Raw genomic sequence first — 26,617 nt, 5'->3', positions numbered from 1 at the left:
AACTCCCATTTTTCGGTTCAGTCTCGTTTCCTGCTGACGAAGAAAAACAACGTGACGATCGCGACCGAAAGCAGCAGGAAGGCGGTCGATATCGCGTTGATCTCGGGGGTGATGCCGCGGCGGATCTGGCCGAGCATGTAGGTGGGCAGCGTGTCCTGGCCGCCTGATTTGACGAACTCGGTGATGACGACGTCGTCGAGCGAGATGACGAAGGCCAGCATCAGCCCGGCCAGGATGCCGGGCCACAGAAGCGGCAGCGTGATGCGCCGGAAGGCCTTCCAGGGCGTCGCGTAGAGGTCGGCGGCGGCACGCTCCAGCGTCAGGTCCATGTTCTCAAGCCGCGCCCGGATCGGCAAATAGGCAAAGGGAATGCAGAACGCCGTGTGCGCGGCGACCAGATAGCCGATGCCGGAATAGCCGGTGAAGATCTTGATGCGCGAGAAGAAGATCAACAGCGCCACCCCGGTGACGATCTCGGGCACCATCAGCGGCTGGTTGATCGCCGCATATTTGAAGGTGAGGCCGGGATAGGGCGCGGTGCGGGTGGTGGCGAGCGCCGCCATGGTGGCAAAGATCGTGGAGAGCACCGCCGCGATGGAGCCAATCTGGAAGGAACGCAGCGTGGCATCGACGACCTGCGTGTTCTGCCATGCCGACTGGAACCATTTCAGCGAAAAGCCGCCCCATTCGGAGGTCGAGCTCGCCGCGTTGAAGGCATAGATGACCAACACGATGATCGGCAGATACAGCACGATAAAGCAGGTCGCGGCGATCGCGGTGAATCCTGGCTGGTGCTTGATGGAAAAGTTCTTAGCCATGACGCACCCCCGACTTGCCGGCATTGCGCACATAGGCAAGCAGCGCCACCATGACGATGATCATGACGGCGATCGACAGCGCCGAGCCGAGTGGCCAGTTGCGACCCTGCCCGAACTGCAATTCGATCAGGTTGGACAGCATCATGTTCTTGCCGCCGCCAAGAACGCTCGGTGTCACATAGGCGCCAAGCGCTGGAATGAAGACCAGTATGGAGCCGGCGATGACGCCCGGCTTGACCAGCGGAAAGATGATCCGCCGCAGCACCTGGAAGCGCGACGCGTAAAGGTCGTACCCCGCCTCCACCAACCGGAAATCGAGCTTTTCCATGCTGGCATAGATCGGCAGCACCATCAGCGGCAGGTAGACATACGCCATGCCGATCAGGATCGCCGTGTCGGTGTAGAGTATCTGGATGGGCGCCGAGATGATGCCGAGCTTGAGCAGCATCGTGTTGACGATGCCTTCGTTGCGGATGATCTGCAGCACCGCGAAGGTGCGGATCAAAAGGTTGGTCCAGAACGGAATGGTAATCAGGAACAGCCAGAGATCGCGGGTCTTTTCGCTGCGCGTCGCCATGAAATAGGCGGTCGGGAAACCAAGCACCAAAGTGGCGATCGTCGTCACCACCGAGAGCTTGATCGAGCGCAGGAAGATGGTGACGTGGGCGGCGGCGATCGAAAGCGTGTCGTCGAAGATATCGCGTTCCAGAAACACCGATACCCAAGCTTCCGGCGAGAACTGCCACTTCACGTCGCCATAGGAGCCTGGCGTCAGGAACGAGTAGACGAGCACGATCAGCAAGGGGCCGGTCGCGGCGAGGAAAATGACCAGCAGCGCTGGCGCTGACAAAAGCCAGCGGTCACGGACATCGCGCCGCTCCGCTGCCTTGGCGACTTCTTCCGCGGTCGCCATCGTCAGTCCTTCAGAACCTGGGCGGCATCGTTGCCGATGAGGATGCCGACCTTGTCGCCCTTCTCGAAACCGCAGCCCGCGCTGCGCGTGTTCTGCTGGCGTACGGTGAAGAGTTCGCCACTGTCGAGATGAACATGGATGTGGGTGTCGGTACCGAAATAGACGATGTTCTCGACCGTCCCCGAGAGTTCGCCCTTGGCCTTGGTCAGCTTGGCGTGTTCGGGCCGAACCACCACCGTGGCGTTGGGTTTGGGCTGGAAACCCTGGGCCACGGTCGCCTCGATGGTCGCACCGGACTTGAGCGTGGCGCGCGCCTTGCCGTTGGCCATCTCGCTGATGGCGGCGGTGAGGAAGTTGGTTTCACCGATGAAGTCGGCGACGAAGCGTTCGGCCGGCTTGTCGTAGATATCCCAGGGCGAACCGACCTGGAGGATCTTGCCCGATGACATGACAGCGATGCGGTCGGACATGGTCAGCGCTTCTTCCTGGTCGTGGGTGACGAAGATGAAGGTGATGCCGGTCTCGTGCTGCAGCCGCTTCAACTCGATCTGCATCTCCTTGCGCAGCTTGTAGTCGAGTGCGGACAAAGGCTCGTCGAGCAAAAGCACCTTCGGCTGCGGTGCCAAGGCGCGGGCCAAGGCCACGCGCTGTTGCTGGCCGCCGGAGATCTGGCTGGTGCGACGACCGGCGAGTGCCTCCATCTTGACCAGCTTCAGCATCTCGGCGACGCGCGCCTTGATCTCGGCCTTCGGCTTGCCCAGCATTTCCAGGCCAAAGCCGATATTGTCGGCGACCGTCATGTGGGGGAAGAGCGCATAGGACTGGAAAACGGTGTTGACCGGCCGCTTGAAGGGCGGCAGCGGCGCGATGTCCTGGCCGTAGAGCAGGATTTCACCGGCGGTTGGAAAGTCGAAGCCGGCGATCAGCCTGAGCAACGTCGTCTTGCCGCAGCCGGATGGCCCCAGCAACGTGAAGAATTCGTTCTCGCGGATAGATACAGAGACCGTGTCGAGGGCAGCTACCTGCCCCTCACCTGATCCGAAAATTTTGCTGACGTTTACTACTTCAATCGCATTCCGATCCGGTTTGTCCGGCACGATTACGCCTCACTGTTGACTCCGCTCTTGCTGGCGGAGCTCTTCCCCTGTTCGATGTGACCACATGGCCGGTGGGTTGGCAAGCCCGGCATTGGGTTACAGTTCAGTCAGTCTTTGAGGCCTGCAAGCCCCATGCCATAGTCAGGCCTGATAGGTGATCTTGCCGCCGCAAATCGTCGTCACCGGCCGCACCTTGTGCAGATCGGCCGGGGCGGTGTTCTCGATATCCATCGACAAAACCACCAGATCGGCCATGTAGCCTGATTTCAGCTTGCCCTTGCGGTGCTCGGCGAATTCGGCGTAGGCGCCCTCGATCGTGTAACCGGCGACCGCTTCATGCAGTGAGAAACTCTGGTCCGGGTCGCTTTCTGCCCACGGTTTGCGCAACACTGCCGCCTGAATGCCCAGGATCGGATCGATCGGCGACACCGGCCAATCGGATGCGAAGACGACATGCGCGCCGGCATCCTTCAAGGTCCGCCAGGCATAGCTCAGCGGCCAGCGTGCCGGTCCGATGCGCGACACCGTCGGCTCCAACGGAAAATCCATGGCGCCGGGCGGATGCGGCGGTTGCATGGAGGCAATGACGCCGAGTTCGGCGAAACGCGGCACGTCCGAAGTGGTGGTGACCTCGATGTGCTCGACCCGGTGACGGCTGTCGCGCTTGCCGTTCGCCTTCTGCGCCGCCTCATAACCGTCGAGCACCGCGCGCACCGCGCCGTCGCCGATCGAGTGCACGGCGATCTGCAACCCGCGTCTGTCGACCGCGACGGCCAGATCGATGAATTGTTGCGGCGTGAACAGCGGCTCGCCAACCCAGTCCGGGCGGTCGGCATAGGGCTCGACCATGACAGCGGTCCAGGAATCGAGAACGCCGTCGTAGAACACCTTGACCATGCCCGACGACAGCCATTCGCTGTTGTAGCGTTCGGCCATATCGGACGCCTTGTCGAGCATGTCGAGCGTCATGAAATTCTTGTAGTGGAACGGGATCTTGACGCGGCAGGGCAAGCCTTCCTCGGCTTCGATCTCGGCCAGCAGCTCGAGCTGATAGAGATTGCCGTCCATGTTCTGGATCGAGGTGATGCCGTGGCGGGCGCACCAGGCGAGCCCGCGCCGCATGATGTCGCGGTCGGCGTCCCGCTCGGCCGAGGTCGGCATCGGGTCCGGCTCGCCGCCGGTCGACAGCCCCAGCCGCACCCGACCTTCGCCGGCAAGGTCGAGCACCGGGCCAAAGGCTTCGCCTTCGCGCAATTCACCGGCGGCCAGTCCGTCGTCGCCCATGACGATCTCATTGCCCTGCCCAAGCGTGCGCCCCTGCAGGACGCCGGCCATTTCCAGCGCCTTGGTGTTGGCCCACATGGTGTGATGGTCGGGCGCCGCCATGCAGAACGGACGATCGGGCAAAATGGCGTCGAGGTGATGGCGCGTCACCCGCTCGCTGCCGAGCACGGTGTAGTCGACGCCCTGGCCGACCAGCATCTTGGCGTCGGGCCGGGTCGGCGCATAGTCGCGGATCGCCTTCTGCAGCGCCTCGAAGCCATGGATACCGGTGAGTTGAAGGTGGGCAAGCTCAGCCCCGCCCGAAAACAGATGCATGTGGGCTTCGATGAAACCCGGCAGGACGGAGCCGCCCTTGGCGTCGATTACCTTGGTGGCCGGTCCCTTGAACTCTTCGATGGAGGCGCGGCTGCCGATGGCGATGATTGCGCCGTCCTTGACGGCGACGGCCTCGGCGGTGGGGTTGTCGTCGTCGATGGTCAGTAAACGACCATTGATGACGATCAGATCCGCATTGTGACCCGCACCTGTGACAGACATCGCGACTCCGCGCTTTTGACGACTGACTGAGACCGACAACCTCTTGTCCAACGACCTGCCACTCCACCGGAGCGGCGCCATGGGACGAAAAAGAATGCCAGCGCGCTGTCCTGGAAATTCCCCTTGTCATCCCAAGAGGCAGCGTGGATAAAGAATGCGACTGATTATTCGCGTTTGTCAACATACCGAATCTGGAATGTATTGCGGACAGCAAGCTCCCACCATGTTGAGACCGGGCGGGGAACGAGGACATCAAGCCGTGAAGCGCAGTCTCGACCGCAAAACCAGGATAGCGCTCGAACCGCGCAAACAGCCGCGGCAACAACGCTCCAGCAAGGTGGTCGACCGGATTCTCGACGCAGCGCTGGTCTTGACGCGCGAGCAAGGAACCAAGACGCCGACGACGCTCGCCATTGCGCAGCGCGCAGGCTTGTCGGTTGGTTCGATCTACCAATACTTCCCCAACAAGGAAGCCATTCTTCTGGACCTCGCCCGGCGCTGGCTGTCATCCTTTCCCGAGGTGATCGCCAAGCGTATCAAGGTCGCCCCGCCCACCAACCGTGAAGAGTTTCGGCGCGAAGTGCGCAAGCTCTTCATCGACACGTCCAGACTCTACCTCGAAAACGCCAGCCTGATGCCGGTGATCGAGGCCATTTCAGGCAACGCCGACCTCAGGCCGATCCAGAACGAATATGACGAGCAGATCATCGCGCTCTACGCCGCATGGCTGCAGCATGTGAACCCGGCGCTTGAAGACAAGATCGCCAGCCGGCTCGGCGAGCTGATGATGGACGTCGGGCACGCCTGCCGGCTTGTCGGGCTGAAAAGAGACCGCAAGACATACGACCTCATCGAGGACGATGTGGAAAGAATGTGGCTCGCTCTGGTGAGCCCTTATCTCAATCTTGAATCTTGACTGATTTCACACTTCGAGAGGAATTTATGAAGACTGTTTTCTCCCCCCTTCACGCCGGCCATGCCGGTCAAATGGAACTGGTCACATCAGCCATCGTGCCGGGTTTCGAAAAGCCATCGCGGGCCGAATTCATCAAGGCACGAGTCGAAAGCGAGAAGCTGGGTCCCATCATCGCGCCGCACGAACATGACCTCGCCGCCGCCAAGCGGATCCACAAATCGGACTATATCGACTTTCTCCCGACGGTCTGGCCGCAATGGCTGGAAGCAGGCCTCACGGGCACGGCGATGCCCTTCACCTGGCCGACGCGCGGCCTGCGCGGCGACGTGCCGCCAAAACGCATCGACGCGCTGCTCGGCTATTATTCCTTCGATGCCGGCGCCACCTTCGTCGAAGGCACCTGGGCTGCGATCAAGTCTTCCTACGACGTGGCGCTGACCGCCGCCGGCCTGGTCAAGGATGGCGAGGCTTCGGCCTTCGCGCTCTGCCGTCCGCCCGGCCACCATGCCGGGGCCGGCTTCATGGGCGGCTATTGCTACATCAACAACGCCGCCGTCGCCGCGCAATGGTTCCGCGACCAGGGCGCCAAACGCATCTCGATCCTCGATGTCGACTACCACCACGGCAACGGCACGCAGGAGATCTTCTACGACCGTGCCGACGTCCAGGTGCTCAATCTGCATGGCGATCCGATGGTCGAGTACCCGTTCTTCCTCGGCCATGCCGACGAACGCGGCGCGGGTGCCGGCGAAGGCTTCAACATCAACTATCCGATGCCCTTCGGCACCGACTGGGATGCATGGAACGCCTCGCTCGAAGATGCCTGCGCCAGGCTCACCGCTTATGCACCGGATGTCGTCATCGTCTCGCTGGGTGTCGATACGTTCGAGAAGGACCCGATCAGCCAGTTCAAGCTGAAGACCTCCGATTATCCCAAGATCGGCCGCCGCATCGCCAGGCTCGGCCTGCCGACGCTGTTCGTCATGGAAGGCGGCTATGCCGTCGAGGAGATCGGCGTCAATGCCGTCGGCGTGCTGACCGGGTTCGAGGATCGGTAAATGCCTGTCGTCCACGAGCATCCAGCGATTTTGGGACAACGACAGGCATAAGCAAAGGACCACCGGGACCGGGCGGCAACATCGCCCGGCTCCCACTATCGGGCCAAGGCACCAGCCTTCGGCACAGCAACCGGCGCGCCCATCTGTTCAATGCTCCCGAGCCTGGCGAAATCGACCAGCCGCCGAGATGGCCGGCGAAGGCTTTCGCGTCCCGGTCTTCTGTCCAAGGCGCGAAAACCGACCTCTGAGTCGCACCTGAGTCCATCGGATTCGATTTTGTCAAATCGCGTTTGATGTCAGATTCAACTGCGGGTAGATTAGACCCGAATCAGCCGGTCCTCGGGGGGCGCGGCGACCACCCAAAGTCTCTTGTTCCGGAGCTTTTCCGGCACCAGACGCGGACGGCTTCGCGTTCCCTGAATGGATTCGGGATTTGGTTCGGCGCAGCCCTGCGCCACGCGTGTGTCTTCGTCAAAGTAATGCGTATTCGGGTTCGGCGGCTGGCTTCCAGCATCCGGACAGCAGAAACGATTCCGGCCAAAAGCAACAAGAATGAGCAGTCCCGCCGCAGTTCTTCAATCCGACACATTGGGCTCGCGCCTGACGTCGCGCGGCGATCTCACCAGCTTTTTCATGCAACTGACCGCCGAGATCGGCGCCGACAGCTACATGTTGGTCGCCATTGTCCACGACCAGGACCGCAACGATGCGCGCATCGTCTCCTCCAACTGGATTTTCGATGCCATCGAACTGATCGGCAAGCGGCTGATCGCCGGGCTTGCGCAAGGCGCGCTCACTGTCGCGCCGGGCATCCGCCCACAGCCGCTGGTGGCATCCCGGGCACCTGAAGCAGGCGGATTGGTCACCGGCGAGGAAGCCCGACTTCTCGACGTTCTCGGCCATGCCGAGATCTATTCGCTGCGCCTTAATGTCGGTCGCCAGCGCCTGTTCGCCCTGTTCTCTGCGGCGACCGCCGGCAGCATCGACCAGCCAGCGTTGATGCGGGCGCAACTGAAATGCTGCTACGCGCTCTCGCACATCCCGCAACTGATTGCCGCCGCCGCCATGCAGGATCCGCTATCGGATCGCGAGCGCGAATGCCTGTTCTGGGTTTCCGAAGGCAAGACCACCGACGAGGTCGCCGTCATACTTGGCGTCTCCTCAAACACCGTCAACAGCTACATCACCCACGCCATCCAGAAATTCGCGGCCAGCAACCGCGCGATGGCCATCGCCACGGCGATCAGGAGCGGCATCATTTGAAACACGCCGATATCAAGGAAACGGCCGAAGCCCTTTTCAACGAGCAGCGCAACCCGTTCGGGGCCTTCACCCTTGGCTCCGAAACCCATCACGCCGTCACCATTCCCGATGCCGTGCGCCGCTGCCGCTGGATCGCCGTTGACATGAATGCCTCGGCTTTCGGCCTCTTCTTCGTAAGCCCCTCGCCCGAGCGGGCGCGGCTCGTGCCATGCTTTGATTCCGACTATCCCGGCATTGCCGTGGCCACCAAGTTCATCTCAGGCGCCAACGGCGAGGAGATCGTGCGCCACACCCGCCTCTCGACCGAACCGCGCTGGTGGACGGATGACGGCGTCGCCGCCATGGCGGAGCTGCTTGGCAATCTCGCCTGGACCGAGCGGATGCCGGCGCTGGCGCCCGGAACCAGCGGCATCGCTTTTCCCGTGCACGCCGACCGCGGCCAATGCGGCCTTGTCGTGTTCCTGGGCTCGGAGATGACCTTGCAGCAGGATGCGCTCTACGAAATACACGCCCGCTGCTTTTCGCTATTCGCCGCCGTCGCCCGCATCCGTCCGGGCGATGCCGGCCGCATGCGCGCAATCTCCAAGCGCGAACTCGAATGCCTGAAGCTGACCGCCAATGGCAACACCAGCGAGGAGATCGCGCGACTCCTGAAACTGTCGGTGCACACCGCCAACCAGTACCTGACCCAGTCGACCCAAAAGCTCAACGCCGTCAATCGCAACCAGGCCGTTGCCAAGGCGCTGCGGCTGGGCTTGATCGAATAGGGGAATTCGGCAGCGCTTCGAAAGCGACCGACGGTCAGCGATAGGCGAGCGGCTCGACCTTGCGGATACGCGCCTCTTCGATCACCGCCTCGAGCAGCGCCGTATTGTGCTCCGGGTCTTCGCCCGGCTTCTCGAACGACACGTAGTTGACCGCCACCGAAGCGCCGAGCTCGCTCAGCGTCAGCTGGAAATAGACGGTGACGCCGGGCGGCCTCAGTTCCAGATCGAGCACGATGCGCGGGCTGCCGCTCCAGTCGACATGCGCCTCACCACCATGGCCGAGCCGCAGAGTGCCCGGCATGAAGAATAACTCGACCGCTGAATCGACCAGGTCCGACAGGCACGCGAAATGCTCCAGCCGGATAAAGGCGATGTAGTCGGCGACATCGATCAGCCTGAGTTCCCCCACCACCTGCTCGATGGCGCTGGCGACGATGATCTCGCGAGATTTTGCGTGCGGTTGCCGGTTCATGAAATCTGTCTGCGCTCAGCCTTTTTCGAGTAGACGATCCGCACCAGTTCGGCGACGGCCTGGTAGAATTGTGACGGGATCACACTATCGACCGAAACTTGCTTGTACATGGAGCGGGCGAGCGCCACGTCCTCGAAGACCGGGATGTTGTGTTCCCGCGCGATCTCGCGGATTTTCAGCGCCACCAGATCCTGGCCCTTGGCCAGCACCATGGGTGCCGAGTCCTCGTCTCGCACATATTTCAGCGCGATCGAGAAGTGCGTTGGGTTGGCGATGATCAGCGTCGCGCGCGGCACCGCCGTCATCATCCGCTTGCGCGCCCGGTCGCGCGCCAGCGAGCGCAGCCGCGACTTGACGATCGGGTCGCCCTCGGACTGTTTGAACTCGTCCTTGACCTCCTGCTTGCTCATGCGCAGATCCTGCTTCCAGTGGAAGCGCGACCAGACGATGTCGATTGCCGAGATCAGCCCCATGACGAAGACGATCGCCACCAGGATGTCGACGGCGATGCCGCGGATGACGAGACCGAAGGCGACCGGATTGGTGATCATCCCGGCGAGCAGCTTTCGGTGGTCTTCCGATAGCGTGAAGCTCAGCACGACGATGGCAAACCCGACCTTGCCGAGTGACTTCAGGAACTCGACCCAACCCTGGATGCCGAACAGCCTGTTCCACCCCTTGGCGATCGAAATGCGCGAGAGTTGCGGCCGGATCCGCTCGCCTACGAATTGCGGCATGTTCTGGAACACCGAGGCGCCGATGCCGGCGACGGTCAGCAGCACCATCAGGCTCAGGACGGCGCGGCCAACCTCGAGGAGGACGATCTTGTAGAGCGCGATGACGTCGGTCTCGGTGTCCATCGGCCAGGCTTCCGGCTTCTCCAGGAACATCGACAGGAACATGCCGAGATCGATGATCGCATCCTTGGCGTAGAAGACGGTGAACACCAGTATGGCAACGAACGAGGCAAGGAGCGCTGTCTCCCGCGAATGGGGCAGTTTGCCCTGTTCGATGGTGTCGCGGATCTTCTTTTCCGTCGCCTCTTCGGTTTTCGAATCCTTGTCGACCGCGTCAGCCATGGCGCGGTCTTAGGCGGCGTCTTGGGTCGAGGGCAGTTCGAAGGCGCCTTCGCGCGACAGCCGGATCGTCGTCGTAACGATCGTCTTGCGGGCCGCCGTGATGTCGGCGAGAGGGACCCCGTCCGAGCCCTGCCCGAGTTCGGCTTCGATCATGCGCCGCGAGCGGGCGCCGATGGCCGACAGCACCGATTCCGCGAGTGCGGCCGACGTGCCGCGCAGGGCCAGCGTGACCAGCTCCGTCGACAGCCCGTCGAACAGCAGCACCCGCGCTTTCTGGGTGAGCAGCGGCAAGTCGTCGAAAGCAAACAGCCGGGCCCTCACACCGTCGAGATCGGGCGTGCCGGCGGCTTCCAGATCCTGCATGACCTCCTCAAGCAGCGGCTTGTCGAGTTCGTTGAGAACGCTGGCGACACGCGCCTGCCCGGCCGAGGTGTCCTTGGTCGAGGTTTCCGCCAGCACGCTGGTGCGCAGCCGGTTTTCGACGATCCTGGCGGCAGCGTCGGGAACATTGGCCATCGTCACCATGCGCTTGATGATTTCTCCACGCATCGGTTTGGTCAGTGTCAACAGCACGTTGGCCGCCACCTGCGGCGCCAGCTTCGACAACACCATGGCCGCCGTCTGCGGATGCTCACCGGCCAGGAAGGCGCCAAGCCGCGCCGGTTCGAGCTTTTCGAGCTCGGGCCAGATCGGCGGCGGACCTTCCGGTGCGACCTCGAATTTCTTGTCGCCCATGATCGCGCTCATCTCTTCGGGCGAGAGCGATTCGTTGAGGATGGTGTCCATCCTGTCGGCGGAATCGAGCAATCCCGCCCCTTCGGTGAACTCGGCCTCGAACTCGGCGACGATACGTTCGAGATCGCTTTGCGGAATCGTCCGCAGCAGGCGGGCGCCCTCGATCAGCGCCTTCAGTTCTTCTTGCTTGAAGAATTTCAGCAGGCGGCTGGCCGACGGCTTGCCCATCGCCACCAATATGGCGGCCGCCTTCTGCGCGCGGGTCAAGGTCACCGGCGTCGTCATGCCACTCGCCTCCGCTGCCACCGGCAAGCCCCGCAAACCATGTCTAGGCGCCCTTCGTGCCGGCGATGATTTCGGTCAGCCTGATGCCGAAACGCGACGGATCGCTTTCCAGCACGGTGATCTCGCCGCGCGCGATCTTGCGGCCGTTGACCACGACGTCGACAGGTTCCCCGATGCGGCGATTGAGCGCCACGGTCGACCCTTTTTGCAGCGCCATCAGATCGGAGACCGGCATCTCGGTGCTGCCGAGGATGATCTGGACATCAACGGGAATGTTCATGATCACGCTCGAATTGGCTGATGAGGCCGCCCTGAACGCCGCATCGGGGCGTTGCTCCTCTTCATGCAGGACACCGCGCAACTCTTCGATGGCACGGTCGAGCTGCTCGTCCGGCTGGTCGAGGTCGGCTTCCGCCTTGGTTTTGGCCATGATCGTCTCCAAATGCTCAGGCGCGTCCGGCGGCAGCCGGCATCAGCCCGTCGATAAAGTCCTGCCCGGCGTCGTAAGGATGCCTGATCCGGACGGTGTAATTCTGTCCCAGTTTGCCGAACTCGCATACGAACAGCGTCTTGCCCCGTGCGCTGAGACGCGCCTGGGTTTGGGCCGTTTCCTCGAATTCGATGACGTCGCCGATTTCGAAACCGGCGAGGTCGCCGAGCGTCAGCCGCGCCAGCGGCATCGTGGCCTCGAGCGCCACGGTGGAGCGCATCACCTCTTCCGAAAAGCGGGCGCGCCAGCTGGGGCCGTGATCGTCGTCGCTGACAGGCACGGCTCCGTCGCGGCTGGCCAGCACGACGCGCTGCGGCATCGTCACCGTGACGGTGCCACTGTCGGCCGGCGTCGAGATGCCAAGCACGATGCGGATTGCCGCGCCATCGCGCAGCACATACCGCTTCGCCTCGGTGCCGGACATTGCTCGCGGCGCGGGCAGGCGCAGGTCGAGCGAGCGCTTTCCCGAACCGTTGAGGGCCTGCGCGACCTGCTGGAACACCATGGTCGAGACATCGATTTCGATCTGCGACAGATCGCGTTCGATCGGCGAGACCGGCAGATCCGGATCGCCGCCGAACAGCGTGCAGACCATGATAGCGATCGCCGGAGCATCGATCACCAGGGTCATCGCATCGGAGGAGGCGGACGAGCCGATCACGGTCATGGCAAACGTGTCGCCGGCACGCGAACGCGCCTCGGGAACACGGCTGACCTCGATCGCTTTGAGATCGACGACGACCGGAACGCCAAGCTCGCTGGTCAGGCTTTTCTGCAACAGCGGTACCGCGCGTTCGGCCATGGCCCGGCCAGCGTCGATGACCTGGGCGGCTTCGCCGCTGTCGCCGACCAGACGCTCGATGATCAGCGAGCGCGCTTCCGCTGGGCTGCCCGGACTGGTCATGACAGTGCTGGGACCGATCTGTCGCGCATCGTTCAGGCGGCCTTCTTTTCGACGGTGCCGGTATTCATCGTGCTCTGCTCGACGGCGTCGATCGTCGGCCGTTCATAGGACGAGATGGTCTTGCGGCCAAACTCGATCGCCACCTGCGGCAGCGCGCCGTTCATGTAGGCCAACAGCGTCTGTTTGACGATGATATAGAGGCGGTTCTTCTTCTCGCGCACTGTCTTGATCTTGGTGGCGACCGGCCCGACCACCGAATAGGACAGGAAGATGCCGAGGAACGTTCCGACAAGTGCGGCACCAATCAAACCGCCGAGGATTTCCGGCGACTGGTCGAGCGCGCCCATCGCCTTGACCACGCCCAGCACGGCGGCGACGATGCCGAGCGCCGGCAAGCCATCGCCCACCGCCACCAGCGCATGATAGGCCTTCATCTTGTCGGACCTGATGGTCTGGATTTCTTCGTCCATCAGCGCCTCGATCTCGTGCGAGCGGGCATTGCCGATGATGATGATACGGCAGTAGTCGCAGATGAAATGCGTCAGGTCGTGGTTATGCAGCACGGTTGGGAACGCCTGGAAAATCGCCGACTCTTCCGGATTGTCGATATGCGCCTCGACTTCGCTGCGGGATTTCGAGCGCAACTCGCGCATCAGAGAGTGCAGCACGCCGAGCGTTTCGAGATAGTCCTGTTCCTTCGGCACTGCCTGCTTGAAGGCTTCGAGAATGCCCTTGCCGGTGTCCTTGACCGTCTTCATCGGATTGGCAACGAGGAAGGTGCCAAAAGCCGCACCACAGATGATCACGGCCTCCCACGGCTGGATAAGCACGTGAAGATGGCCGCCCATGGCCATGAAGCCGCCAAGGACGCAGCCGAGCGTTACCACCAGTCCAATCAGAATGCCCACGACAGGTCCTTCCGCATTTCACATCAGGAGCTAGGGATAGTCCCCGTGCCTTGTGTGAGGCTTGAATCGAGGGCGTGGAAGCGATTCAGTTTCGCGCAAGGAAGTAGGGGTATTGTGCCGGCATAGCTTCGGCCGGAGGCACGTCTTTGCTCAATACCTTTACCAGCTACCAGCTCATCACCAAGGACATTTCAAAATCGATCGACAGGATCGAGCAGCAGCCCGTGGTTGATCGCGACACCAAATATTATCTCGCCAACATCACCAAGGTGAAATCGATCGACGATTTCGTCAAAAACGACCGTTTGTTCAAATATGCCATGAAAGCCTACGGGCTGGAGGACATGGACTATGCCAAGGCGTTCATGGTCAAGGCACTCAAGGAAGGCGTCTCCGATCCCGACAGCTTCGCCAACAAGCTGACCGACAAGCGCTACGCCGAATTCGTCAGCGCCTTCAACTTCGCCGCCAACGGCGCCGATGCGACCATCTACAACAAGACGCAGCAGATGGTGACCAAGAACTACGCCACGCAGGCGAAAATCGCCGGCCTCGATCCGGATTCGGCCTATGTGAAGGGCGAGACGACATACTATCTCGCCAACATCACCAAGGTGAAGTCGATCGACGATCTGATGTCGAACAACCGGCTCTACACATACGCGCTGGCGTCATTCGGTCTCGACTCGGCGACGGAGGACAAGGATCTCATCAAGCGGGTTCTGCAGGGCGGCGTGCGCGACCCCGACAGCGTCGCCAACAAGATGACGGACAAGACCTATGCCGCGCTTGCCTCCGCCTTCAACTTCGAAGCCTATGGCGAAAACACCACCACCATCAATCCGGCGCAGCAGCCGACCGTCGACAAATACATGCGCCAGACCCTCGAAGAGAATGCCGGTCAGACCAACCAGGGCGTGCGGCTGGCGCTTTATTTCGATCGCAAGGCCCCAACCATCACCAGCTGGTATGACGTGCTGGCCGACACCGCGCTTGCCAGTGTCGTGCGCACCGTGCTCGGCCTGCCCGATTCCTTCGCCACCGCCGATGTCGACAAGCAGGCGCAGCTGTTCGAGCAAAAACTCGACATCTCGGATTTCTCCGACCCCGAGAAACTCGGCAAGTTCCTGACGCGCTTCACCAGCATGTACGAGATCAACCACCCGACTTCATCGGCCGTCACCTCGGTCAGCGTGCTGTTTGCGCAGCCACTCACCGTCGGCATCTCCACCGACCTGATGATGGCCATGCAGAAATTGAGGTTCTGAGACCATCATGCGGGACAGCCTGTACGTCGCCCTTTCGTCGCAGATCGCGCTCGAGCGGCGCCTCGACACCATCGCCGACAACGTCGCCAACGCCTCGACGATCGGCTTTCGCGCCACCGGCGTGAAGTTCGAGGACGTCGTCTCCGGCACCGGACAGAAATCGGTATCCTTCGCCTCTCCGGGCAAGACCTACCTTTCCGGCGCCCACGGTGCCTTGAGCGAGACCGGCAATCCCTTCGATTTCGCCGTCCAGGGCGATGCCTGGTTCGCCATAGAGACGCCGGTCGGCACCGTCATGACCCGCGACGGACGCTTTTCGATGAACGAGAACGGCGAGCTGATGTCGCTCGAGGGCCACCCGGTGCTCGATGCGGGCGGCTCGCCGATCCAGCTTGACCCCCGCAACGGTCCGCCCAAGGCCGGGGCCGATGGTTCGTTGCGCCAGAACGATCAGCTTGTCGGCTCGATCGGTCTCTACAATTTCGATCCAGGCCCGAACTTCGTCCGCTACGGCAATTCCGGCATCGTTCCGGCACGCACCCCGGAGCCTGTCACCGACCGATCCGATGTCGGCGTTGCCCAGGGTTTTCTCGAAGAGTCCAATGTCAATCCGGTGCTGGAGATCACCCGGCTGATCATGGTCCAGCGCGCCTTCGAGAACACCGCCGCCCTGATGCGGCAGACCGACTCCTCCACCGACGAGGCGATCAAGACGCTCGGCTCGAAATAATCCATGTCGCTCGACCAGCCATCCCTGCGCGCACCCGAAAGACAACTCCAGCCGGCGCCGGAAGACCGGCTTGCCGCGCTGGAACGGGTCTGGCGGCGTTTCGGCGACGCCGAGGCCATGCTCAAGCGCGGCGGCCGCGTCATCGAAGTCACGCCCACGCACTACAAGGTGCACGGCCTTTCCGGCTTCGCCAGACTGGGCGACATCGTCGAGCAGCCCGGCCATGCCGGTGCACGCCGCGGCGAGATCGTCAAGATCGGCCGCGACGAGGCCGTCGTGGCGCCCTTCGAACGCAGCGCCGATTCCGGCATCGGTGATGCCGTGTTCCGCCGCGGTCCGCTCGTGGTGGCGCCGCATGCCTCGTGGCGCGGCCGCACCATCGACGCACTCACCAGGGCGATCGATGGCGGCCCGCCGCTCGCCCGGGGAGATGACACATCGCGAGGCGCCCAGACGACGCCGGGCGCCATGGCGCGGCAACGCGTCGGCACGGCCTTCATGACCGGCGTCAAGGTCATCGACATCTTCACGCCGCTCTGCTTCGGCCAGCGCCTCGGCATCTTTGCCGGCTCCGGCGTCGGCAAATCGACGCTGCTTGCCATGCTCGCCGGCGCCGACGCATTCGATACCGTCGTGGTGGCGCTCATCGGCGAACGCGGCCGAGAAGTCCGTGAATTCCTCGAGGACACGATCGGCGAGAGCATGGCCAAGACCGTCGCCGTCGTCGCCACCAGCGACGAAAGCGCCATGATGCGCCGGCGTGCGCCGGACACCGCCATGCGCGTCGCCGAGCATTTTCGCGACCAGGGGCATCGCGTTTTGCTGGTGCTGGATTCGATCACCCGCTTCGCTCACGCCTTGCGTGAGGTGGCGACGGGTACCGGCGAGCCGCCGGTCGCCCGCGGCTACCCGGCCTCGGTGTTCACCGAACTGCCGAAGCTGCTCGAACGCGCCGGGCCGGGTACGGAAGGCCCCGGAGTTGAAGGTAGGGGATCGATCACCGCCATCATTTCCGTGCTGGTCGACGGTGACGACCACAACGACCCGGTCGCCGATTCCGTGCGCGGCATCCTCGACGGCCATGTCGTGCTCGACCGCACGATCGCCGAACAGGGTCGCTATCCCCCCGTCAACCCGCTGTCGTCCATATCGCGGTTGGCCGGAAAGGCCTGGAGCGTCGAACAGCGCGCGCTGGTCACAAGGCTGAAGTCGATGATCTCGCGCTTCGAGGACACGCGCGATATCCGGTTGCTCGGGGCCTATCAGGGCGGAGTCGATGCCGAACTCGACATCGCCGTGCGCCAGGTGCCGCTGATCTATGAAGCGCTGACGCAAGCGCCAAAGGATCGCCCGTCGACCGACCCGTTCTCCGATCTCGCCCGCCACCTCAAGAGCAAGCTGAACGCCGATGCCGGAGACTGAACGCGAATATACCGAGCGCATCCTGCGCGACATGATCGCCGAGGCCAACGCCGTGGAGCAAGCCGAGGCTGACGAAACGAGAACTGCCAAGGCAAAGGCCGCCCGTGCCATCGCAGCCAAAGCCGAGGCCGTTCTGGCCAGAGCCGTCAAGCCAATCCTGCCACGGGCTGGCAAAGCCGATCCTGATCTGGCCAGGCCCGTCGAACCCGCTCTGCCCCGGGCTCCCCAGGCGGTGGCTGCCGAGATGACGCAGGCCAGCCGCGACTCGCTGATCGACGGGCTGTTCCCGCGCACCGAATGGCCGCAGCCACCAAAGGCACCGTTTCCCCGGCTGAAGAAGACGTCCGACCGACGCAGCGATTTCGTCATAGCCGCGCTCGGCATCACGCTCGGCCTGATCTGCGCCCTGTTCCCCTGGTACATCTTCTTCAACCAGGACCAGTTTGGCGTCCAGGCGATGAAGTTCGGCGGCACCGGCTCTAATTCCGGGCGAGCGGGCGGCGGCGTGGTCGCGCAACGCAGCGCACCGCTGACGGCAAAGGACGTTCCCGCGGCCAATCTCGATCTTCTTGCCACGGGGACGGTGCGGGATGATGCCAATCCCGCAGCCGCACCCGACGAGCAACCGTTTCCGGCCGACGCGGCGAAATTCCGCATGGTTCATGTCGCCAACGGCCGCGCCATGATCCAGGACGACGCTGGCCTCTGGATCGTCCAGCGCGGCTCGATACTGCCTGACTCCAGCCAGGTGTCCTCCATCGAGCAGCGCAACGGCAAATGGGTCATGGTCACCAGTGCCGACCAGGTGATCGAACTCTCCAAATAAACGATCTCAGGCTGCCGGCCATCCGCAAGGCCCGCGCAAGACTGGCGGCCTAGTCTCTGGGTACCTGCTCGGAGATTCCCATGGAGCCCGTTTCCCTTTTCGACCTCGCCGCCAAGCAAGCGCAATGGCTGGCCGTGCGCCAGTCGGCAGTCGCCGGCAACATCGCCAATGCCAACACGCCAGGCTATACGGCAAACGACGTCGAGCCATTCGAAAAGGTGCTCGACCGCGCCGCCGTATCGCTGCAGGCGACCCAGGCCGGCCATCTCGGCAATGCAGCGACCAATGCCGGCTTCACCATCAAGCCGCAGGAGAATGACGGCGTCGTCATGCCGTCCAAGAACTCGGTCGTTCTGGAAGACCAGTTGCTGAAAGCCGGCGAGGTGCGCCGCTCCTTCGAACTCAACACGGCGATCGTCAAGGCGTTTCATACGATGATGATGATGGCGGTGAAGAGCTGACCATGGACGCACTGACCGCAGCCCTCAAAGTCGCAGCATCCGGCCTCGGCGCCCAGTCGGAGCGCCTGCGCGTGGTTTCCGAAAATCTGGCCAACGCCCAGTCGACCGGCACCGCGCCCGGCTCCGATCCTTATCGCCGCAAGACCATCAGCTTCGTCTCCGAGCTTGACCGGACCTCCGGCAGTTCAACGGTTGCAGTGAACTCGATCGATCGAGATCCCAGTGACTTTCCAGTCGAGTTCCAGCCCGGCAACGAGGCCGCCGACGAGAAGGGCTACGTCAAGATGCCCAACGTCAACGTGCTGATCGAAATGGCCGACATGACCGAGGCCAACCGCTCCTACGAGGCCAACCTTCAGGTCGTCAAGCAGGCCCGCGACCTGATTTCCATGACCATCGACCTGATGAGGAACCAGTAATGATCAGCGGTATCGGAGCCCTTCAGTTCAAGCCGTCGATCGGCGGCGATGACACGGCGACAAGCCTGCTCCAGGGCGGCGCGACACCCTCGGCCGGCGGCAATGTCGGCACCTCCTTTGCCGAGGCGCTGAGCCAGGCCGCCTCCAAGACCGTCGACACGATGCAGAATGCCGAGCAGGTATCGATGCAGGCGCTCAAGGGCGACGCCGACACCCGTCAGGTGGTCGACGCCGTGATGAGCGCGCAGCAGGCGCTTCAGACCGCCGTCGCCATCCGCGACAAGGTGGTTTCCGCCTATCTCGAAGTCAGTCGAATGGGCATCTGAGGAATTCCGCCATGAAAGCACTCGCCATCGCCGCCACCGGCATGAATGCCCAGCAGACAAATCTGGAAGTCATCGCCAACAACATCGCCAACATCAACACCACCGGCTACAAGCGCGCCCGTGCCGAATTCTCCGACCTGCTCTATCAGGTCGACCGCACGCAGGGCGTGCCCAACCGCTCCAACGCCTCGCTGGTGCCGGAGGGCGTCTCGATCGGCCTCGGCGTCAAGACGACGGCCGTGCGCAACGTGCACACACAGGGCGAACTGACCAGCACCGGCAACAGTTTCGACCTGGCGCTGACCGGCAGGGGCTGGTTCCAGATCGAGGGTGCCGACGGCGGCACGCTCTACAGCCGCGCCGGCGCTCTCAACACCAACGCCACCGGCCAGCTCGTGACGGTTGACGGCGCTGCCGTCATTCCGGCAATCAATGTTCCCGTGGATGCCGTCGAGGTCATCGTCAACAAGACCGGCCAGGTCTTCGCCCGCATCGACGGCCAGACCGATCTGCAGAACCTCGGTCAGCTTCAGATCGCCAATTTCGCCAACGAGGCCGGCCTGGCGCCGCTCGGCGACAATCTGTTCCAGGAAACCACGGCTTCGGGGCCGGCGAATGTCGGCGTGCCGGGCGATCCCGGCTTTGCCACCATCCAGCAGGGCTATCTCGAAGCCTCCAATGTCGACCCGGTCAAGGAAATCACCGAGCTGATCTCGGCGCAGCGCGCCTATGAGATGAACTCCAAGGTCATCCAGGCCGCCGACGACATGGCCTCCGTGGTCTCCAAGAACATCAGGTAACGCATGATGTCGACGCCCGGCCTCCTGTCCGCATTCCGCCGCACCGCGCTCGTCCTTGCGCTGGTGACCGGCAGCATGCCGGCTTTTGCCCAGGAATCGGCCAACCAGTCGGCCACCCGGATCGCCAGCAATCAAGCTGGCGGCGAGGTGGTGCTTATTCCGAGCCGGGTAATCTATCCCGGCGAGACCATCAACCTGGCTGCCCTGAAACAGGTCACCCTTATCGTCGGCAAGCACAAGCCGGAGGCGGTCGCCACGCGAGCCGAAGAACTGGATGGCAAGGTCGCCAAGCGCACGCTGCTGCCCGGCCGCTACATTCCCTCCACCGCCATCCGCGAGGCCTGGCTGGTCGAACAGGGTGCTTCCGTGCAGATCTTCTTCATCGCCGGCGGGCTGACGATCTCGGCCACCGCCGTGACGCTGCAGCCGGGAGCCGCGGGCGACCTCGTCAAGGTTCGCAACATCGACAGCGGCAAAGTCCTGTCCGGCACCGTGATGGCGGATGGAACCATCCAGGTCAGCGCTTCATGATGCGCGGGCTTACCCTGATACTGGCAGCCGTGCTTGGCCTGCAGCCGGCTCTGGCCGACGGCCTGACGCCGAAGGCCAAGCGTGAGCTCGCCGCCAAGAATGGCGGCGTCTACAACGATCCCGAATATGATCCGGCCACCACCAGCCGCATGTTCCGGGTTTCGACCGGGCCGAGTTCGCTGCCGCCGGGCCAGGTCGCCTCGCGCATCAAGGACATCGCCCAGCTGCAGAGTTCGCGCGACAATCAGCTCGTCGGCTACGGCCTGGTCATCGGCCTTGCCGGATCGGGCGACAGCCTGCGCAACTCGCCATTCACCGAACAGTCGATCCGCGCGATGCTCGAAAATCTCGGCATCGCCACCGAAGGCGGCAGCGCGCGCGCCAAGAATGTCGCCGCCGTCATCGTCACCGCCAACATGCCGCCATACGTGCAGTCGGGCGCCCGCATCGACATCGACGTCTCCTCGATGGGCGACGCGACCTCGCTTTCCGGCGGCACGCTGATCATGACGCCGCTGAAGGCGGCGGACGGCGAGATCTATGCCGTCGGCCAAGGCTCGGTCATCGTGTCCGGCTTTACCGCCCAGGGACAGGCCGAGCAGCTGACGCAAGGCGTGCCGACCTCCGGCCGCGTGCCGAACGGCGCCATCGTCGAGCGTGCCGTCCAGGCCGAGTTCGACGATCAGGCGATCCTGACGCTGCAGCTGCGCAATCCCGATTTCTCGACCGCTATCCGCATAGCGGACGCCATCAACGACTACACCGGCCAGCGCTTCGGCATGCGGGTGGCGGCCGAGCGCGATTCGCGCACCGTGCAGATCAGAAGGCCGAAAGGTGTCTCGGCGGCGCGCTTCTATGCCGAAATCGAGAATTTGGTGGTCGAATCCGACACGCCGGCCCGTGTCGTCATCGACGAGCGCACCGGCACCATCGTCATCGGCAATGACGTCAAGATCTCGCGGGTCGCCATCAGCCACGGCACGCTCACCGTGCGCATCACCGAAGCGCCGCGCGTCATCCAGCCCGAACCCTTCTCCAAGGGCGAGACCGCCATCGAACCCTTCACCGCCATCGACGCCAGCCGGCCCGACGCCCGCGTTGCCGTGCTTGACGGACCCGATCTCCAGACCCTCGTTTCCGGCCTCAACCGCCTCGGCGTCAAGCCGGATGGCATCATCGCCATCCTGCAGGGCATCAAGTCGGCCGGGGCTCTGCAGGCCGACCTGGTTCTGCAATAGGCGATGCCGATGACGCGCTCCTTCCCACGCCATGACGGCAGACACCGCAAAGCCGCGATCCTGCTCGCGACCGCTATTCTCGCGGCTCTGCCCTTTGCCGGCGACACCGCACGCGGCGAGGAGACGGTCCGTCAGGTCCTGCCGGGAGCACCGGTGGCAGCGGCGCCGCAGCAATTGACGCGGGAAAAGGCGCCGGACCAAAGCGAGATCGAGCGCTTCTGCTCAAACATCGCCGACGCCGCCCGCGACCGCCGCTATGTCCTGCAGGCGGAGGAACTGAAGCAGCTCCAGGCCGGCATTGACGAGCGCATGAAAGCTCTCGATGCAAAGAAAGCTGAATACGAGACCTGGCTGAAGCGACGCGAGGTTTTCCTGGCCCGGGCAGAGGACGGCGTCGTCCAGATCTACGCCGGCATGAAGCCCGACGCCGCCGCCGAGCGGCTGGCCATCGTCAATGCCGATCTGGCTGCGGCCATATTGATGAAGCTCGATTCACGCAAGGCGAGCGTCATCCTCAACGAAATGGACCAGAAGGCGGCGGCGACGCTCACCGGCATTATGGCCAGCGCAGCCCGAAGGGTAGATCCGTCATGATCCGGAAAATGCTTGTCCTGTGCGCGGTCACCGTGCTGTCGGGTTGCGGAACCAACCTCAAGGAGGTCGGCAGGGAGCCGGCTCTGTCCCCGGTCGGCTCCGGCATCGATGGCGGCAGCACCGGCTCCCTCTATCGCTACCCGCAAACGCCGCCCACGCCGGTCAAGAAATTCTCGTTGTGGGACGACCGCCAGAGCCGGCTGTTCACCGACCCGCGGGCGCTGTCCCAGGGCGACATCCTGACGGTCAAGATCAAGATCAACGATCGGGCCAACTTCAAGAACCAGAACGACAGGAGCCGCACCGCCAATCGCAAGCTCGGTTACGACCTCAGCGCGCAGTGGGACAAGTGGAGCACCGCCGGCAAGGGCGCAGGGGCTCTCAGCTCTACCACGGACACGACGGCCGACGGCGAGATCAAGCGCTCGGAAACGCTTGAGCTCAATGTCGCGGCGATCGTCACCGATGTGCTGCCCAACGGCAATCTGATGATCACCGGATCGCAGGAAGTGCGCGTCAACGCCGAGCTCAGGGTGCTGACGCTCGCCGGCATCGTGCGGCCGGCCGATATAGGCGCCGAAAACACCATCCCCTACGAACGTATCGCCGAGGCCCGCATCTCCTACGGCGGACGCGGTCGCATCACCGAGGTCCAGCAGCCTGCCTACGGCCAGCAGATTCTCGACCAGGTTCTTCCGTTCTAGGGTTGGGGAACAGAGCACAGTGGCAAATGTCGAACAGGTCCAGCCGCGCAAGGGTCCCTCCTTTGCCATTCAGGGCGGCATGCTGCTGGTTGTGACGGCGGCCGCCATCGGCATGGGCTGGATGTCCGGCGGCTATCTGAAGGGTGTCGACGCACCGTCGTCGGTACCGGCGGCGCCCGAGAATGAAGGCAAGACGGAGCAGCCGGCTTCTGCCGAGCAGCCAGCAGTGGGGCCTACACTGGTTGTGCTGGCGCCGATCACCACCAACATCGCCTCGCCTGCCGATACCTGGATCAGAATGGAGGTGTCCGTTGTCTATGACGGGCCGCAGCCACAGGCAATGTCGGATGACATCCACCAGGATCTTCTGGCCCTGGTGCGCACCTTGAAGATGCATCAGATCGAGGGCGCCAGCGGCTACCAGCACCTGAAGGCCGATCTCGAGGAACGCGCCGCGATCCGCAGCCAGGGTCACGCCAAGCAGATTCTTATCAGGACATTGCTGCTCGAATGAGAAAGTACCTTCTCGCCACGGCCATGATCGCCGCCGCCACCTCCATCGCGGCGGCCCAGCAGCTCGATCTCGGCGGCATCGGCAAGGCTGACGGCACCACCGTCGGCTACATCATCCAGATGTTCGGCTTGCTGACCGTTCTGTCGGTGGCGCCAGGCCTGCTGATCATGGTGACCAGCTTCACCCGTTTCGTCATAGCCTTCTCGATCCTGCGCGCCGGCATCGGCCTGCAGTCGACACCGGCAAACCTCATCCTGATTTCGCTGTCGCTGTTCATGACCTTCTATGTCATGGCGCCGACCTTCGATCAGGCCTGGAACACCGGCGTCAAACCGCTGATGGACAACCAGATCACCCAGACCGAAGCCTTCGACAAGATTTCGGACCCGTTCCGCACCTTCATGCTGCACAATGTGCGTGACAAGGATTTCGACCTCTTCGCCGACCTCGCCCGCGAGCGCGGCCAGACCGTTTCGCGTGACACCGTCGACCTGCGCATCCTGGTGCCAGCCTTCATGATCTCGGAGATCCGGCGCGGTTTCGAGATCGGCTTCCTGATCGTGCTGCCATTCCTGGTCATCGACCTGATCGTGGCCACCATCACCATGGCGATGGGCATGATGATGCTGCCGCCGACGGTGGTTTCGCTGCCTTTCAAGATCCTGTTCTTCGTCCTGATCGACGGCTGGAACCTGCTTGTCGGCAGCCTGGTGCGCTCCTTCAACTGACCCCTGCCGCGCCGGCTCGAAATCCCAGCAATATATTTTCGATTAACCGTCCGGTTTAGCCCTTTGGTAGGGACTTGCCCGCATATTCGCTCGCAGATGGCGGGTGATCGATTTGAGAGATCATGGGCATGATGCCGCACCGTCATACCGGTAGAGCCGGTATGTAAAAAATACCTGTAAAATCAAGGTCCGAGTACCATGTCCAGCATCATGACGAACAGCGCCGCATTGACGGCCCTGCAGAGCCTCAACGCCACCAGCAAATCCCTCACCGACACCCAGGCCCGCATCTCGACCGGCTACAAGGTCTCGCAGGCTTCGGACAACGCCGCCTACTGGTCGATCGCCACCACGATGCGCTCCGACAACCAGGCAATGTCCACCGTTTCGGACGCTCTCGGCCTTGGCGCCTCTAAGGTCGACACAGCCTATACCGGCATGAGTAGCGCGATCGATACCATCAACCAGATCAAGACCAAGCTGGTCGCGTCCTACGGCCAGACGGATGCCTCCAAGGAAAAGACCCAGGTCGAAATCGCCGCCCTTCAGAACCAGTTGAAGGCCTACGCCGATGGTGCCACCTTCTCCGGCACCAACATGCTTTCGGTGTCCACTGCGACAGGCACCGCGGCCGACGTGAAGATTGTTTCGGCCTTCAACCGCGACGCGACCGGCGCGGCTTCGATCTCGACGATCGATGTCAATGTGGAAAGCATCAAGCTGTACGATGCCGGCGCGGCACCAACCGCCAAGGGTATTCTCGACACGGCTCGCCTCGGCACCACGGGCGCTGCTGTTGCCACGGCCTCGGCACCGACGTTGGGCGCTGCCGCAGCGGCTACCGACACCTATTCGGTTGCCTCGCTGACTATCTTCTCGGGTGGCACGGCCGCCAGCGATAGCCAGATCGCGCAGCAGATGAACGTCGTCGATGCCGCGCTCAAGGCCATGACCAACGCCGCCACCACGCTCGGCGCCGCCAAGAGCAGTATCGACCTGCAGAAGACCTTCACCTCGAACCTGATGGACTCCATCGATCGCGGTGTCGGCCAGCTCGTCGATGCCGACATGAACAAGGAATCGACCCGCCTCCAGGCCCTGCAGGTCCAGCAGCAGCTCGGCATCCAGGCGCTGTCGATCGCCAACGGTTCATCGCAGTCGATCCTGTCGCTCTTCCGCGGCTAATCGCCTTCGCCCAACCACAGTTCGCAGTAAAAAATTCGGGCCGCGCCAACAGCGCGGCCCGATTTGCGTTTGCTCGGACCGCGCGCAACGCTCTGTCGTTAACTCTCGAAAGGCCGCGTTTAACAGGCTGTTAACCATGTCCCGCTAATTATGGTTAACCAATAGCTTACAACGGTTGGCGAATCGGCCCTACTGGCACGATACCACGGTTGAAGCAGGCCTATCCGGCATGTCTGAGCATGCCGGCCTTTGAGAAGGAGCGACTTTCTTGGCGAGTATCATGACCAACGCCGCGGCGTTAACCGCGCTTCAAAGCCTCAGCGCCACCAACAAGTCACTCGAGCAGACACAGGCCCGCGTATCGACGGGCTACCGTGTCTCGCAAGCTTCGGACAACGCGGCCTACTGGTCGATCGCCACCACGATGCGCTCCGACAACCAGGCCCTGTCGACGGTGCAGGATGCACTCGGCCTCGGCGCCTCGAAAGTCGACACCGCCTACACCGGCATGAACAATGTGCTGACAACGATCGGCCAGATCAAGACCAAGCTGCTTTCGACCGTCGGCCAGACGGACGCAGCCAAGGCAAAGACGCAGACCGAGATCAAGGCGCTTCAGGCGCAGATGAAGTCCTTCGCCGATGCGGCCACCTTTTCAGGCTCGAATTTCCTGGCGGTGACCTCAAAGCAGGTTGCGGCCGCCAATGACGGCGTCCAGCCCGATTCCCAGATCGTGTCCTCATTCAATCGTTCCTCATCCGGCGCCATCTCGATCGGGACGATCGATATCGATGTCGAGAGCACCAAGCTTTTCGATTATGGCCTCGCCACGGACGTGAAGAATTACGGCACACTCGATCGCCAGACGTCCATTTATTCCACGGGGGCGGCCCAGACCTTGTATGACGATGCCTATGCGACCGTGATCGCGGGCGGCGGAACGGACATCGCCGCGAACACCGCCGGCCAGACGGCGGCGGGAGCGGTCGCCAAGGTCGACAATATCTCCGCCTACAACCTCGATATCACGGCACCAGGCATTACCGACGACATCATCACGCAAATGGTGAACAGGATCGACAAGGTCATGGCCCAGCTGACCGATTCCGCCACCATCCTCGGTTCGGCCAAGAGCAGCATCGACCTGCAGAAGACCTTCACCCAGAGCTTGATGGACTCCATCGACCGCGGCGTCGGCCAGCTTGTCGATGCCGACATGAACAAGGAATCGACCCGGCTCCAGGCACTGCAGGTTCAGCAGCAGCTCGGCATCCAGGCATTGTCGATCGCCAACAGCGCCTCGCAGTCGATCCTGTCTCTGTTCAAGAGCTGATCACGGGCGCCA

General features: G+C 62.9%; 30 protein-coding genes. 20 read left to right on the top strand and 10 right to left on the bottom strand.

Features of this window, described 5'->3' with window-relative positions; genetic code table 11:
* Positions 1-17: 17 nt before the first annotated feature.
* The 4 genes from MESCI2_RS0120875 to MESCI2_RS0120860 all read right to left on the bottom strand — a co-directional run bounded on the left by MESCI2_RS0120875 (position 18) and on the right by MESCI2_RS0120860 (position 4,649).
* On the bottom strand, positions 18-818 hold the full coding sequence (locus MESCI2_RS0120875; protein ID WP_023809983.1) for an ABC transporter permease: 801 nt from the start codon (positions 816-818) through the stop codon (positions 18-20).
* On the bottom strand, positions 811-1,731 hold the full coding sequence (locus MESCI2_RS0120870) for an ABC transporter permease (RefSeq protein WP_027038270.1): 921 nt from the start codon (positions 1,729-1,731) through the stop codon (positions 811-813). Before MESCI2_RS0120870 ends, MESCI2_RS0120875 begins: the two co-directional genes overlap by 8 nt.
* A 2-nt stretch (positions 1,732-1,733) precedes the next feature.
* The gene (locus MESCI2_RS0120865; RefSeq protein ID WP_027038269.1) at positions 1,734-2,828 is read right to left on the bottom strand and encodes an ABC transporter ATP-binding protein; all 1,095 of its coding nucleotides are present in this window, start codon (positions 2,826-2,828) and stop codon (positions 1,734-1,736) included.
* Between the two features lie 141 nt (positions 2,829-2,969).
* Positions 2,970-4,649, bottom strand: coding sequence for an amidohydrolase (locus tag MESCI2_RS0120860; protein WP_027038268.1), 1,680 nt, complete (start codon positions 4,647-4,649; stop codon positions 2,970-2,972).
* Between the two features lie 154 nt (positions 4,650-4,803).
* On the opposite strand from MESCI2_RS0120860, the gene MESCI2_RS0120855 reads away from it, so the two are divergent.
* From MESCI2_RS0120855 to MESCI2_RS0120840, 4 genes are all read left to right on the top strand, one after another.
* On the top strand, positions 4,804-5,565 hold the full coding sequence (locus tag MESCI2_RS0120855; protein WP_245270402.1) for a TetR/AcrR family transcriptional regulator: 762 nt from the start codon (positions 4,804-4,806) through the stop codon (positions 5,563-5,565).
* A gap of 26 nt (positions 5,566-5,591) precedes the next feature.
* The gene (locus MESCI2_RS0120850) at positions 5,592-6,623 is read left to right on the top strand and encodes a histone deacetylase family protein (protein WP_027038266.1); all 1,032 of its coding nucleotides are present in this window, start codon (positions 5,592-5,594) and stop codon (positions 6,621-6,623) included.
* A 552-nt stretch (positions 6,624-7,175) separates the two neighbouring features.
* Positions 7,176-7,886 (top strand): helix-turn-helix transcriptional regulator, encoded by a 711-nt coding sequence (locus MESCI2_RS0120845; RefSeq protein ID WP_027038265.1) that lies wholly within the window; start codon positions 7,176-7,178, stop codon positions 7,884-7,886.
* Positions 7,883-8,653, top strand: coding sequence for a helix-turn-helix transcriptional regulator (locus MESCI2_RS0120840; protein WP_027038264.1), 771 nt, complete (start codon positions 7,883-7,885; stop codon positions 8,651-8,653). The genes MESCI2_RS0120845 and MESCI2_RS0120840 overlap by 4 nt, the downstream gene beginning before the upstream one ends.
* 34 nt (positions 8,654-8,687) lie before the next feature.
* Here the strand turns inward: MESCI2_RS0120840 and MESCI2_RS0120835 are convergent, their stop codons facing one another.
* The 6 genes from MESCI2_RS0120835 to motA are packed head-to-tail and all read right to left on the bottom strand — an operon-like array spanning position 8,688 to position 13,526.
* Positions 8,688-9,125, bottom strand: coding sequence for a hypothetical protein (locus tag MESCI2_RS0120835; protein ID WP_023809991.1), 438 nt, complete (start codon positions 9,123-9,125; stop codon positions 8,688-8,690).
* The gene (gene flhB, locus MESCI2_RS0120830; protein ID WP_027038263.1) at positions 9,122-10,204 is read right to left on the bottom strand and encodes a flagellar biosynthesis protein FlhB; all 1,083 of its coding nucleotides are present in this window, start codon (positions 10,202-10,204) and stop codon (positions 9,122-9,124) included. The genes MESCI2_RS0120835 and flhB overlap by 4 nt, the downstream gene beginning before the upstream one ends.
* A 9-nt stretch (positions 10,205-10,213) precedes the next feature.
* Positions 10,214-11,224, bottom strand: coding sequence for a flagellar motor switch protein FliG (locus MESCI2_RS0120825; RefSeq protein ID WP_027038262.1), 1,011 nt, complete (start codon positions 11,222-11,224; stop codon positions 10,214-10,216).
* A gap of 43 nt (positions 11,225-11,267) precedes the next feature.
* Positions 11,268-11,654: a flagellar motor switch protein FliN gene (gene fliN, locus MESCI2_RS0120820; RefSeq protein ID WP_023809994.1), complete on the bottom strand. Its 387-nt coding sequence runs from the start codon at positions 11,652-11,654 to the stop codon at positions 11,268-11,270.
* 16 nt (positions 11,655-11,670) lie between these two features.
* The gene (locus MESCI2_RS0120815) at positions 11,671-12,618 is read right to left on the bottom strand and encodes a FliM/FliN family flagellar motor switch protein (protein WP_027038261.1); all 948 of its coding nucleotides are present in this window, start codon (positions 12,616-12,618) and stop codon (positions 11,671-11,673) included.
* A gap of 32 nt (positions 12,619-12,650) precedes the next feature.
* Entirely contained in the window at positions 12,651-13,526 is an 876-nt protein-coding gene (gene motA / locus MESCI2_RS0120810) for a flagellar motor stator protein MotA (RefSeq protein ID WP_027038260.1), read from the bottom strand.
* Between the two features lie 146 nt (positions 13,527-13,672).
* Here motA and MESCI2_RS0120805 point away from each other — a divergent pair, with 146 nt between their 5' ends.
* The 16 genes from MESCI2_RS0120805 to MESCI2_RS0120730 all read left to right on the top strand — a co-directional run bounded on the left by MESCI2_RS0120805 (position 13,673) and on the right by MESCI2_RS0120730 (position 26,605).
* Positions 13,673-14,794 carry a DUF1217 domain-containing protein gene (locus MESCI2_RS0120805; RefSeq protein ID WP_027038259.1) on the top strand — a complete coding sequence of 374 codons (1,122 nt, stop codon included), beginning with the start codon at positions 13,673-13,675 and terminating at the stop codon, positions 14,792-14,794.
* Between the two features lie 7 nt (positions 14,795-14,801).
* A complete protein-coding gene (gene flgF, locus MESCI2_RS0120800) occupies positions 14,802-15,524 on the top strand; it encodes a flagellar basal-body rod protein FlgF (protein ID WP_027038258.1) in 723 nt (240 codons plus the stop codon).
* Positions 15,525-15,527: 3 nt separating this feature from the next.
* The gene (gene fliI, locus MESCI2_RS0120795) at positions 15,528-16,946 is read left to right on the top strand and encodes a flagellar protein export ATPase FliI (protein ID WP_027038257.1); all 1,419 of its coding nucleotides are present in this window, start codon (positions 15,528-15,530) and stop codon (positions 16,944-16,946) included.
* Positions 16,933-17,772, top strand: coding sequence for a hypothetical protein (locus MESCI2_RS0120790; protein WP_027038256.1), 840 nt, complete (start codon positions 16,933-16,935; stop codon positions 17,770-17,772). Before fliI ends, MESCI2_RS0120790 begins: the two co-directional genes overlap by 14 nt.
* Positions 17,773-17,852: 80 nt before the next feature.
* Positions 17,853-18,233, top strand: a complete 381-nt coding sequence (flgB, locus tag MESCI2_RS0120785) for a flagellar basal body rod protein FlgB (protein ID WP_027038255.1) — start codon at positions 17,853-17,855, stop codon at positions 18,231-18,233.
* A gap of 2 nt (positions 18,234-18,235) precedes the next feature.
* Positions 18,236-18,652: a flagellar basal body rod protein FlgC gene (gene flgC, locus MESCI2_RS0120780; protein WP_027038254.1), complete on the top strand. Its 417-nt coding sequence runs from the start codon at positions 18,236-18,238 to the stop codon at positions 18,650-18,652.
* On the top strand, positions 18,652-18,978 hold the full coding sequence (locus MESCI2_RS0120775) for a flagellar hook-basal body complex protein FliE (protein ID WP_023810002.1): 327 nt from the start codon (positions 18,652-18,654) through the stop codon (positions 18,976-18,978). The genes flgC and MESCI2_RS0120775 overlap by 1 nt, the downstream gene beginning before the upstream one ends.
* An 11-nt stretch (positions 18,979-18,989) precedes the next feature.
* Entirely contained in the window at positions 18,990-19,778 is a 789-nt protein-coding gene (gene flgG, locus MESCI2_RS0120770; RefSeq protein WP_013529795.1) for a flagellar basal-body rod protein FlgG, read from the top strand.
* Positions 19,779-19,781: 3 nt separating this feature from the next.
* Positions 19,782-20,309: a flagellar basal body P-ring formation chaperone FlgA gene (gene flgA, locus MESCI2_RS0120765; RefSeq protein ID WP_027038253.1), complete on the top strand. Its 528-nt coding sequence runs from the start codon at positions 19,782-19,784 to the stop codon at positions 20,307-20,309.
* Positions 20,306-21,547 (top strand): flagellar basal body P-ring protein FlgI, encoded by a 1,242-nt coding sequence (locus MESCI2_RS0120760; protein WP_027038252.1) that lies wholly within the window; start codon positions 20,306-20,308, stop codon positions 21,545-21,547. Before flgA ends, MESCI2_RS0120760 begins: the two co-directional genes overlap by 4 nt.
* A gap of 9 nt (positions 21,548-21,556) precedes the next feature.
* Positions 21,557-22,141 carry a MotE family protein gene (locus MESCI2_RS0120755; RefSeq protein ID WP_027038251.1) on the top strand — a complete coding sequence of 195 codons (585 nt, stop codon included), beginning with the start codon at positions 21,557-21,559 and terminating at the stop codon, positions 22,139-22,141.
* The gene (flgH, locus tag MESCI2_RS0120750) at positions 22,138-22,845 is read left to right on the top strand and encodes a flagellar basal body L-ring protein FlgH (RefSeq protein ID WP_027038250.1); all 708 of its coding nucleotides are present in this window, start codon (positions 22,138-22,140) and stop codon (positions 22,843-22,845) included. Before MESCI2_RS0120755 ends, flgH begins: the two co-directional genes overlap by 4 nt.
* Positions 22,846-22,864: 19 nt before the next feature.
* Complete coding sequence (locus MESCI2_RS0120745; protein ID WP_027038249.1) at positions 22,865-23,359, top strand: flagellar basal body-associated FliL family protein; 495 nt, start codon at positions 22,865-22,867, stop codon at positions 23,357-23,359.
* Positions 23,356-24,087, top strand: a complete 732-nt coding sequence (fliP, locus tag MESCI2_RS0120740; RefSeq protein ID WP_027038248.1) for a flagellar type III secretion system pore protein FliP — start codon at positions 23,356-23,358, stop codon at positions 24,085-24,087. Before MESCI2_RS0120745 ends, fliP begins: the two co-directional genes overlap by 4 nt.
* A gap of 198 nt (positions 24,088-24,285) precedes the next feature.
* Positions 24,286-25,272, top strand: a complete 987-nt coding sequence (locus tag MESCI2_RS0120735; protein WP_027038247.1) for a flagellin — start codon at positions 24,286-24,288, stop codon at positions 25,270-25,272.
* A 268-nt stretch (positions 25,273-25,540) separates the two neighbouring features.
* On the top strand, positions 25,541-26,605 hold the full coding sequence (locus MESCI2_RS0120730; protein WP_027038246.1) for a flagellin: 1,065 nt from the start codon (positions 25,541-25,543) through the stop codon (positions 26,603-26,605).
* The last annotated feature ends 12 nt before the right edge of the window (positions 26,606-26,617 follow it).

This window comes from Mesorhizobium ciceri WSM4083 (assembly GCF_000519305.1).
Classification (GTDB): Bacteria; Pseudomonadota; Alphaproteobacteria; order Rhizobiales; family Rhizobiaceae; genus Mesorhizobium; species Mesorhizobium ciceri_B.
The sequence above is the reverse complement of the archived record's forward strand: the minus strand, read 5'-3'. Positions and strand labels throughout refer to the sequence as shown.